Origin of the sequence: Oligoflexus sp. (assembly GCF_035638955.1) — a bacterium.
Lineage (GTDB): Bacteria > Bdellovibrionota_B > Oligoflexia > Oligoflexales > Oligoflexaceae > Oligoflexus.
On record NZ_DASQYZ010000314.1, the window covers coordinates 1 to 10,762 of the forward strand.

10 protein-coding genes are annotated in these 10,762 nt (G+C 51.2%); 7 read left to right on the plus strand and 3 right to left on the minus strand.

The genetic code is table 11. From position 1 onward, the window contains the following. The first annotated feature begins 153 nt into the window (after positions 1-153). From VE954_RS28820 to VE954_RS28840, 5 genes are all read left to right on the plus strand, one after another. A complete protein-coding gene (locus VE954_RS28820; RefSeq protein WP_324959441.1) occupies positions 154-759 on the plus strand; it encodes a hypothetical protein in 606 nt (201 codons plus the stop codon). Between the two features lie 683 nt (positions 760-1,442). Continuing rightward, positions 1,443-2,423 (plus strand): alpha/beta hydrolase, encoded by a 981-nt coding sequence (locus tag VE954_RS28825; protein WP_324959443.1) that lies wholly within the window; start codon positions 1,443-1,445, stop codon positions 2,421-2,423. Positions 2,424-2,435: 12 nt separating this feature from the next. Continuing rightward, positions 2,436-4,844, plus strand: coding sequence for a hypothetical protein (locus VE954_RS28830; protein WP_324959445.1), 2,409 nt, complete (start codon positions 2,436-2,438; stop codon positions 4,842-4,844). After that, the gene (locus tag VE954_RS28835; protein WP_324959447.1) at positions 4,841-6,076 is read left to right on the plus strand and encodes a hypothetical protein; all 1,236 of its coding nucleotides are present in this window, start codon (positions 4,841-4,843) and stop codon (positions 6,074-6,076) included. The genes VE954_RS28830 and VE954_RS28835 overlap by 4 nt, the downstream gene beginning before the upstream one ends. A gap of 65 nt (positions 6,077-6,141) precedes the next feature. Then, positions 6,142-6,339, plus strand: a complete 198-nt coding sequence (locus VE954_RS28840; RefSeq protein ID WP_324959449.1) for a hypothetical protein — start codon at positions 6,142-6,144, stop codon at positions 6,337-6,339. Between the two features lies 1 nt (position 6,340). Here the strand turns inward: VE954_RS28840 and fliG are convergent, their stop codons facing one another. Together fliG and VE954_RS28850 are read right to left on the minus strand one after the other, a co-directional pair. Continuing rightward, on the minus strand, positions 6,341-7,339 hold the full coding sequence (gene fliG, locus VE954_RS28845; protein ID WP_324959451.1) for a flagellar motor switch protein FliG: 999 nt from the start codon (positions 7,337-7,339) through the stop codon (positions 6,341-6,343). A gap of 90 nt (positions 7,340-7,429) precedes the next feature. Beyond that, a complete protein-coding gene (locus VE954_RS28850) occupies positions 7,430-8,701 on the minus strand; it encodes an AAA family ATPase (RefSeq protein ID WP_324959453.1) in 1,272 nt (423 codons plus the stop codon). 104 nt (positions 8,702-8,805) lie between these two features. On the opposite strand from VE954_RS28850, the gene VE954_RS28855 reads away from it, so the two are divergent. Further along, positions 8,806-9,078, plus strand: coding sequence for an acylphosphatase (locus VE954_RS28855; RefSeq protein WP_324959455.1), 273 nt, complete (start codon positions 8,806-8,808; stop codon positions 9,076-9,078). Positions 9,079-9,109: 31 nt separating this feature from the next. On the opposite strand, the gene VE954_RS28860 is transcribed toward VE954_RS28855, so the two are convergent. After that, positions 9,110-9,382, minus strand: coding sequence for a LysR family transcriptional regulator (locus tag VE954_RS28860; RefSeq protein ID WP_324959457.1), 273 nt, complete (start codon positions 9,380-9,382; stop codon positions 9,110-9,112). A gap of 388 nt (positions 9,383-9,770) precedes the next feature. Between VE954_RS28860 and VE954_RS28865 the strand changes: the two genes are divergently transcribed. Next, positions 9,771-10,610: a TIGR02147 family protein gene (locus tag VE954_RS28865; RefSeq protein ID WP_324959459.1), complete on the plus strand. Its 840-nt coding sequence runs from the start codon at positions 9,771-9,773 to the stop codon at positions 10,608-10,610. The last annotated feature ends 152 nt before the right edge of the window (positions 10,611-10,762 follow it).

Here is a 10,762-nt window from a genome sequence, read left to right on the forward strand (position 1 = left end):
GGTAATGATTCTGAAGTTGCTGAACCCACAAGCTTTTTGTCTTTGGATGTCTGGGACATGGATGAAGCCTCATTTCCGCCACTTTCATTATACTAATTTATCGGCAGAAACTGTCTCATACTTGGCTGAGATATAGGGATCGGTGACCGGCATGTGATTGCCGGATCCCTTGATAATGCTGTCCGCGTTTGGGACCTCGAAACTACCCAGTTGGTTGATGGTCCCATCAAGGTTGGCTACTTCGGTATGGACGACGTCGTTATCAATTCCGCAGGAAATATTTACGCTACAACGGTTAACACGTCCATCATACGTATATGGGGATCGAATGGGAAAAATGACTTCGTTCAAGCATGGACTGGTCATGTTAGCAACAGCTCGGTTCGCAGTCTGGCTCTTGATGAGAAACATCAAAGACTTTTTTCCGGTGGAACAGATGGAAAAATAATGGCCTGGGATATGAACACAGGCAAGGGTTCGACTGTTGATCAGGTCGATACGGTTTATGATCTGGAGCTATCTCCCCAAAAAGATTTCCTTTATGCGTCTTCAAAAGACGGGCGGGTTCGTCGTTATTCACTTGAAACACTAGCGATCGAACCACCTGTGTTAAATAGGCCTGAAACATGGAGTATTCAATGGAGTTTGATCCAGGAACGTCTCAACTCTATGTTGGGAGCTGGGATGGGTTTATTTTTGCCCCAAAGGGCGGAGAAGACTTTATTGAAACTAAGGTGGCCTTGGGCTGGGCGAAATTAATGTTTGAGCCCAAGTCACAACAGCTCCTCATCCTTTCTCGCGATAAGTATCTTGGACTGTTTGACCCTATTAACATGAGTGTTACGAGTCAGATTTATTTTAAAGAAGCGCTTATATCCGGGCGTGTGTCACTTGATGGTAAGTCAGTGTTAGTTGGGATTTGGGATGGGACAGTTGGTTCGGTGGATCTTGAGACTTTTTCGGAAAATTATGTCTTTGATACTGGAGGGGGAATTGTCTGGGACCTCATCGAAGATCGAACCACGGGCTATATTGTAACCTCAAATAATGATGGTAAAGTGCGGATTTGGAACCCAAAAGATCGGCAACTCGTAGGCGCGCCCTTGCTGATCTCGTCAAAAGCCCCTCACGTCATGCTTTATTCTGAGAAAAATGGTTTGTTGATCACAGGTGATGATGACGGACTGGTGAAAGTTTGGAAGCTGCCTCTCACCAAAGATGTGGAGGTACTGAAAAAAATGGTCTGCGCCGGAGCCGGTGATCTACTTCGGTCGGATTGGTTTGTTCAGAAATACGGTGGGGTCGAACTCCACAATTTATGCATTGAGCCCTGAACTCATATTAAAGAAGATATTACGCGGCTACTTAACCATCGAGAAATTGTGATAGAATAGGATGGTTTAACATTGCCATTATGGCTTTGAGTCGCCGCGGAGGATGTCTTGGATATCCAGATTGACACCCAAACCCAAAAAGATGAGACCTCGGGTGTCCAGAAGCTGGAGACCAGAAGCTCAGCTCCATCGTCGCTCATGCAGCACTTTGCTGAAGACACAAGCGACGAACCCGCCCAAAATTTGGCCTTTTCCTGCCCTATCGATCACGACGGATCTTCGGTTTATGTCCAAGGCTGGGCGCGGCCGCATAATGATCAGCCGCCCGTAATTTTTGTGCATGACCTGGGTGAGAATGTTGAACTGTATGCAGGTGCGGCGGGATTGCTGGTTAAGAATGGGTTTAATGTTTTTGGGTTTGATCTGAGAGGACATGGTCGGTCGATGGCTTTGACCGGGGATGTACTTAGGTTTCAGGACTTGGTGAATGACCTGCTTCAGGTGGTGGCTTGGATCCGGCATAAGTCGAATCGGAAGAAACCGTTTTTGATCGGGCAGGGTGTGGGCTCGTTGATTCTGATGCATTTTCAGAGGACCTATCCGCAGTATGTCCAGCGTTGCCTCTTGCTGTCGCCCATTCTGCAGGAACAAACGGTACTGCCGTTCTTCAGCCGTCTGCTAGTTAGCGGTATGGCGCAGTTATTCCCTGGCACCCGGGTTCCCAGATTTTTATTACCTTACTTTTTACCCCTGAGCGATGAGAGCAAGGAACGTGGCCTCGATGCAGCACTGGTTATTACCGCGCGTTTTGCGCAGGAACTTCTGCAAGCCATCCGCACGGTCGAAGCCCTGTTCGAGTCCCTCGATAGCAACATATTATTCATCTGCCCCATCGATGACCTTATATACAACAGTGCCCTGTTGCACAAACTCGTGGGTCAAAACAAGAACCGCGATCAGCTTGAAGTCTTTGAAGTGAAGGGCATCAGTGCCCACGCTCTTTCCAGCGATCCAGAGGAATTGGAACGGCTCTTTCAAGTTCTCCTGCCCTGGATGCGCAGTCGTTGTGAATTGTCTGCAACCTCTTAAGTGATGGTGCCCATGCAAGATACTTCCTCTTTGGCTTTGTCCCTCGCACGACTTAATGAATTTCGGCGGAATATTAACGTGGCGTTGAGTGCGCTGCGGGTGTTGCGCAGTGGCGTGCTGGCTCTGTGTACGTTTTTGCTTTGGGCCTGGGTGAGTCCGGAGGCCTGGGGCCAGCAGGTGGCTATTTTTGTTGTTAGCTTGATTGTGTTTTTGGTGCTGGGTTGGCAGAAAGGTCTGCGGCTTAGTTCTATGAGTGAATGGTTGCTTTCGTTGGAAATGGCCAATCCGCAGTCGAATAAGAGTGCGTTTCATCTTCCGAAGGATAATGCGCTGGATTCGACCTGGAACCAGCTTATTTATACTGAGTTGGAACGGCATAAAAAGGAGGGGTGGCGTCTTCTGATTTCGAAGGGTGCCTCGCTGCTTCTGCCTTTAGTGTTTCTTGTTATATTGAGTCAAACTGCCGGTCAGGCCTGGGAAAGTGCTCTGCAGTCTTTGGAGCGTGCGGCTCTGAGTTTGACTTATGGCGCCCGCATGCGGGTTGTTGAAGGGATGCCTGATGCGGATCCGGGGTTGATTAAGCTGAGTCGCAAGACTCAGGAGTTCACGGTGCTGGAACAGAACCTGATTGAGGTTCTGGTGACGGCGCAACCGGAGTCGGCTCCGAGTTTGCAGTTGAAGGATAGCAAAGGCAAGAGTCTGCAAACCTTCCGACTGGTCAAAGCTGCAGGACCTGAAGGGAACGAAACCACTGGCCGCTTCTCGGTGACCTTTGCACTCACCGAAGATGCCCAGATTTTTCTCAGTACCATCTCAACCAGCACCCCGACCGCTGTGTTCAAGGTTAAACGTCTGCCAGTCCCTGATGTGACCCTGACTACGATCGCAGACCCAGAGGAAGCTTGGCCTGATGACAAACCTTTGCCCTTGGACATCTTTGTTAAAGCCGAACATCCTTTGCAATCCGTTCAGTTGATCATTAAGGCCGGTGAGCGGACTCATAAGGAACTTGTTACGGAAGTATTAGCCCAGGATAAAATGGACCTGGAAACAAGTTATAGCCTCCCGCTTGAATCCTATATGGACAAGGATGAGCAGGAACTGGAAATCGTGGCTGAAGCAACCGACCGGGCCATCACCGGACCTTTGGTGGGGCGTAGCAAGCCCCTTGTTATTAAGGTTGTGAGTGCCTACGGCCGTTACCAGCTCACTCTCCGGACCCTGGCAGAAGCCAAAAAAGAAATCGATATGGCCTTGCAGGGTAAGGATGGTTTCAATGCCAAGCACCTGACCGAGCTCGGTCAAAAGGCCGTCAAACAGGCTGAAGACTCGCCGTACTTTGATGGACTCGATCGCCATCAGATCCGGCTCTTCCAACAGACCTTCGATGCCATTGCCAAGAAACCGGATATGGAGCTGACGGTTCAAGTGAGTGAAGACCTTAACCGCTTCCTCTTCGAACACGAATCCCTGGATGACCGTGAACGTGACCGCGACTTCTTTGTGGCTGCCCGTACTCTCAGTCGCCTGCTCGAACAGAAAGCCGAAGAACGCAAAGTACCGGTCAACAAGATGGTGGAACGTACGAAAAACTTCCTTGCAGAGCGTCACCGCCGCTGGGAACGCCGTATGCAGAACATCACCCCTGAAAACAGACCGCAGGAATGGGAACAGGTTCAGAAAAAACCTTTCACCCAGGCCCTGGCTCAGATCGAAAAAATGGATACCAGCAAACCGCCACAAACGGACGACGCCCTGCAAAAGCTCTCGCAAACGGTGGAACAGTATCGGCAGTGGATCGAAGCCCTGGAAAGCAAGGAAGACCTGAGCCGTGCCGAACAGGAAAAACAAAGGCAGCAGGGCTTAGCCAACGCTCAAAATCAACTGCGTGAATTGCAGAAGCGACAGAGTTCCGTCTCCACCAAACTCGACAAATCGGGTGAACGAGAAGAAAAGGATCTGCAGGAAGCCTGGGCATCGGTTCGTATGGATCAGAACTCGAATATCAAAGGCACCAGGGAACTGGAATCTCAGCTCCGTTCCATGTCTCCAACGGCCGGTGAAAGAATGAAAGCCGCCGTCGCGGCCATGGAAGCCACGGTGAATTCCGGAAATGAGAACCAGTTCGGAGAAGCCGAGTCCGCATCCGATATGGCAGGACGACTCCTGCAGCAGGCGGAAAGCGCCGCGCGTCAGTCGCAAAGGGATAATGGGAAGCGCGGCCGCCGACGCCGCGTGACGAGCGATCAATACTATGGTAATCAGGTCGCCGGTGGTGATGTGGACCTTCGGCGTGACTACCAGGTGAATCGGCGTTACCGCGAGGACGTTCTGGATGATGTCCGCGAATTGAAAAAACGCGAGTCCTCGGAGGAGACGGATAGTCTTTTGGAAGATTATCTGCGCAAGGTGATTCGGTGATCGCGTCGGCTCTTGAAAAACGTATTAAGAAACATATTCATGCCCAACCGCAGGAACTTCGCATTATTCCAGCCCCAGGTTGGAAGGATATCTGTGAAGATGAAGTGCGGTTTATTTTAAAGACGTTCACCCAGCCCGGGAAGTTTGAGGCGGAAGTTCAGGATGACCCGGAAGGTGTGGGACTCAAACAGTTGGACTTTCGCCAGCTCCTGGAGATACCGCAGAGGCTTTTGACCGCGCAGGCTTGTTTATGGACGATATTGGATCGGCACGTGGGGAGTTTCGGGGAACTGACTCAAGCTATTGAAGGCCTCGATTTTGAGCTCTATCTTCCGGAAAAATGCCCGGTGCAGCTTAAGGTCCAATCCTTCCAAAGCCACCTTTATCACGAAGGCAAACTCTACGAACTGATCACCCAGGCTTTTGCCAAGCTCGGTCATAAGGTTCAAGATGAAGCCCCCTGGCATATTCTCGCTGAGCAACGCGGCAATCGGCTGAAGCTGTTCCTCGCGTTAGGTCCCTATCCCCTCCATCATAGACGGTATAAGCCGGAAGCCAGACACGGCGCTCCGCTTCAGGAATGCCTCGGCGCATCCGCTCTGCGTTGGATGATGAGTCTGCAAACCGACTGGCAGCCCGATCAGATCGTGGTGCCTTTTGCTGGCAGCGGGACCTTACTCTTTGAATCCTGGCTCCTCCTTGGCCAGATCCCATCCTTCTCATGGAACCCCAAAGCCTATCTTGAAAATCTCCCGGCCACACCCAACGCAACCCTGGAATCAATTCGAAAAAGACTAAGAGAACGTCAAAGCACAAACCTTCCCCCAGCTCTCCTCATAGAAAAAGACAAAGACATAGCCGAGTCCTTACCTGCGCATATCGAAAACTTCAAAAAACCATTAGGCATAACCTCAAATGCAAGTTCGTTATGCGCCGATATTTTTGAATCCGCACCACCACCCGGCACAAAGATCCTGGCTCCCTTGAATCCACCCTATGGCCTCCGACTCTCCCAGGAAGGCAAAAGCCGTCCGGCAGACTTCTACCGGAAGCTCGGCGCCTTCCTAAAGAAATGGCCCACGAAAGACCAGGATTTAAGGGGTTTTGTGCTGATCCCGGATGAAGATTCCCTGCAGGTCATGAGACAGGAGCTGGGTTCTGGGTCTGTTCAAGCCGTTCAAAGCTTTTCGCAGGGTGGGCAGCATATTCGTTGTCTGGCTTTCAAAGTCTAACCTTGATCTCAGTCCTCTGCACCATGGTACAATCATTTTCTCAAATAGCAGAGGAGACTCCCCACATGGCCAAAGCCCCCAAGACAGCTAAAAAAGATAAAAAACCTTATCGTCTGATTAAGAAGCGCAACGGCCGTTACGCGATCATGGCAAGAGGCAAATATATTCACGCAGCCGAGAAGGTGAAAATCCTGGTGGCAGAAGGCCTGATCAAGCTGCCCAAGCCTAAAGCCAAAGCAGCAGCACCAGCAGCAGCTGAATAAGTTAACTGACCTGGCGCTTCTGGTCACGCTCGATCACGAGGCGCCCGCTTTCTTCCAGCTTACGGACCTCGTTGAGAACCTCCCGTTGAGCCTTCAGCACATCGCTTTGCTTCAGAGCACCTTGAGATTCAATATCATCCTCCAGCATCTTTGCCGAGCGCTCGGACATATTTTTGAAGAACAATTTTTTGATGGTATCGCTCGTGCCGCGTAAAGCAATCGTCAGAGTCCCGCGTGGAACGACCTTGATCACTTCCTGCAGACCCCGCGCATCAATCATAACCAGATCGTCAAAGGTAAACATCTTCTGCCGGATATCCTCGGACAGATCGGGATTGCGTTCCTCGATCTTTTCCAACAGCGCCTGGCCTTCCTTGTCGAGAAAATTGAGAATCTCGGCCACTTTTCGGGGACCACCCAGCTTCCTTTGATTCAAGGAACCCATCCGGTCCACTTCCTTGAGCAGGTGCTGATCGATTTCCATGACGAGTTCAGGGTCGATCGGTTCCAGCTTGGATAGGCGGACCATTATTTCCGTGCGTAAGGATTCATGGATCTGCAAAAGGATGGCGCTCGCCTTGTCCGCGGTCGCATGGGCCAGGACCATGGCTATGGTCTGGGGGTGTTCCAGCTGCAGAATACGGGCTAGAGAGGTGGCATCCGCGATCTCAAGGGATCGCATCTTTGCAGGACCCCGACCCAGCTGCTTCGTGATCTCTTGGCCTTTGTCGCCTTTGAACGCGAGTTGTATCGCTTTTTGGGCAAAGGCCGCGGTATCCATGCTCATGCCTGTGGTTTTGGTATTCAAAACCGTCAGGAATTCACCTACCACAGTGTTGATATCGGCCTGTTCGATCTTGCCTAGCTGTTTCAGTGCGCTGCCTACGGTTCTAACTTCACTTTCGTTCATATTACGAAAGATCTCGGCAGCCAGTTCTTCACCGAGGGAGAGGAGCAAGATCGCAGCTTTTTGGGACGGATTGAATTTGCGTGCAGCCATTGAATATCCTCAACATATTGAGGTCTTTATCGGCTGCATCGAGGCAGGGCTTGAAGGATTTTTCTATTGTATTATCATAATGTTATGAGTTTAGTGAAAGGCATGATCCGTACCATTCAGCAAATGATCCAGATATCCCTGAGGATCATCCACCAACTCCCCGGTCACTTCCAGTTCCCGGATCATGGTCGAGGGCAACTCAAATTTATACGGCCGAAGGATTTTTTCACAGATCGTCATCAAACCCCGCGCCCCGGTTTTTTCATTAAAGGCCAAGGACGCAATCCGATCCAGGGCATCCGGAGTAAACCGCAGATTAATATCATAAGCCCGAAACGATTTTTGATACTGGCGGATGATCGAGCCTTCGGAGTTCAGCATGATATTGAGAAGGTCATCCTTGCTCAAGGGATGACACGCAACACGAACAGGCAACCGACCGATGAATTCAGGTTCAAAACCGAAAGTGACAAAGTCCTCGCTCGTGGCGTGATCCAGGGTCGAGTCTTTTACGTCTGCGATCCGGGTATGATCCGCTTGGAACCCGAGGGCACCTCTTCCAATTCTTCGGTGGATAATGTCGTCGAGTCCGGTAAAGGCTCCACTAACGATGAAGAGAATATGCTTCGTACTGATCTTCCCGCGACCGAGCTTGCCGCGTTGGAAATCCACAATTGTCTGCAGCTGCGATTGAAGGTCATGGCCGGAACGCAGATCGATTTCGGTTTCTTCCATAAGACGAAGTAGGCCAAATTGTACTCCTCTCCCATTCACATCGCGACCTGGCGATCGCTGATGGGACGCGAGCTTGTCAGCCTCGTCCAAATAAATCAAGCCACATTCCGCTTTGCGTATATCACCCCGTGCCTGACTGACGAGCTCTCGTACCAGGTCTTCGACGTTGGCGCCGACGTATCCGGTTTCACTGAATTTTGTCGCATCGGCCTTCACAAAGGGAACACCGATAAGCTCGGCAATTTTACGAATGAGATAGGTTTTGCCCACGCCGCTGGGCCCGAGGAGCAGAATATTTTGTTTGGTGTATTCATCAGTGCCAGGATCCGTGCCGTTGAACACAGCCTTCACCTGGTTGTAGTGATCACAGATGGCAATGGCCAGGGTGCGCTTGGCCTCGTCCTGCCGCATGATGGAGCGGTCGAGGAAGCGTTTGACGTCTTTGGGTTTGTAAGGAAAATCCCAGTCCCAGCTCGTTGCTTCCTCCTGGGGATTTGAACGCGGTGGCGGAGGAGGGGCCTGGACGGCGCTCGAGAAATGCGGAAAACTGCCGCTGAAACGCTGGCGGATGAAGTCCTGGAAATCCTTCTGCGCATCTTCTGGATCAGGTTCTTTTCGATGATTCATGATTGTCCCGGACAGCTGTTCGGTTTCACTATACGCGCTTGTCCATCATGGGAAAATGCGAATAGATAGAAAGTTGACTGCAATTTTATCAGGAGAGGCATCCCATGAAGACAGTCGCCAAACGCTTTTTCTTCAAGGGCCGCGTGCAAGGCGTCGGCTTCCGCTTCCACACACAAAGCATAGCAGCGTCCTTTCCGGTTCAAGGTTTCGTGCAAAACCTTCCGGATGGGCGTGTCGAGATGCATGCAGAGGGGGAGGGGGAAGTGCTGGCTGCTCTGTTGCAAGCCATTCAGGACAGGTTTACGGGATACATTCAAAGCTATGAGGTCCAGGATGTCACCACACTCCAGCTCACAGGCTTTGAAATCAGAAGATGAGTCGAACAGACATCTTGGAGTCTCAGTTGCCTTAGTTGCTCATAAGGAGCAGGGCGCGGTCGGCCTTTTCTGACAGGGCTTTGCCGGCCATGTTGAGACTGAGTTTCGACCCAATCCTATCAAAGAGTTTGATTTCAAAGACATCTTCAATTTTACGCAGCCTGTGACTCACCGCTGGCGGGGTCAAGCCGAGTAACGCAGCTCCCGTCGAAGGTCGTCCACCCCTCAGCAGATGCTGCAGGAGGATCAGATCGTCGATGTCAAGCATGCGAAGTTTCTTGTATTTTTCGCTTTGTGGTTCCATGACGCAGCCTCTTCACTCCTGAAAGGTTTCCCCTGGGTTCACGTACGGGTAGTTTCCCCCTATTGAAAACAAAACTGGCCAAGAGGTCAACTTTTTGGTCAAACAAAATATTCTGGGAAGTTCTCCCGTATTTTTACTCGCTTGTTATGACGCACTAAGGACCTGGTACGCGCGTATAACCACAGTGGATCGATTTCTTCACACGAACTGTTCTGTGACTTAAGCCGGAGCTTGCCAGCTGACTGTTGACTGGCATACAAAAGGTGCATGATTCTTTTCCCCGAGTTGCCGCCCAAGGTCGAGACGTAGACGAAGCTCCAAGGCCCTTGGCCCTGAAGCCTTACGAACCAACGAGGAATTTTGTCCTCCTTAGTCCGGAGTGGGTCAGATGGATGTGTTGAAGCATCAGGATTATCGTGAGATTCTCCATGGCGAGTTGGCACGTCGCATCAAGCAGAATCCTCGCTATTCGCAAGGAGCATTTGCACGTGACCTCGCTCTAACACCCAGCCGACTCAGCGAGATTTTACACGGCAAGCAAGGTGTGTCAACTCAAGTAGCGCAGCAAATTGCACGACTCATGCGATTCAGTGAAGAAGAGACACAATATTTTCTGGATCTGGTGGAAAGTCAGCATGGACGCAGCCGCCTTCTGCGAGAAGCCGCCCGCATCCGTTTGCAACGTTTCCGCCGTTCGCCACTTGCTGATTTAATCGGCGACGACACCTTTCATCTTATTTCCGACTGGTACAATATTGCTGTCATGGAACTCCTGCGATTGGACAATGTCCGTCAGGATCCCGAATCCATCGCTCGTAGTTTGAGAATCCCGGTGGAACAGGCCAAGGACGCCATGCAGCGACTGGAACGGCTGGGACTTTTGAAGCGCACCGAAGACCAGCGTCTGGAGCTTGTCAGAGCCCAGCAAAACTTTGTCGGATCCGTTGAATCCGAGTCTTTTCAAAAATTCTGCAGACAGATACTATGGAAGGCCATTGAGGCGGTCGATGAGACGCGCCCACACGCCATGCATAGCTACATGGTTGCAGTTGCCGAAAAAAATCTGCCGCAGCTGATGGCTACCCTGCGTGAAACATGCAACAGACTTGCGGAGCGAATGGATGTCGATATTGGAAGCAAGGATACCGTGTACTGCCTTAGCACGCAGTTCTTCCCGGTCTCCGAGTGTACAAGAGACGATACGAAAAAGGCTCCGCTGCCTTCATAAGCGGAGACATCATGCGTAAATATTTGGGTCTGCTCCTGGCTGGCCTTGTCTCGTGGACCGGACCCTTGTGCGGTGACACGGTCGCCTTCCTGGGGGACAGCATCAGCACCGGCGGGGCCGCGCATGAAACCCTGCGCTTCGATATTGACCTC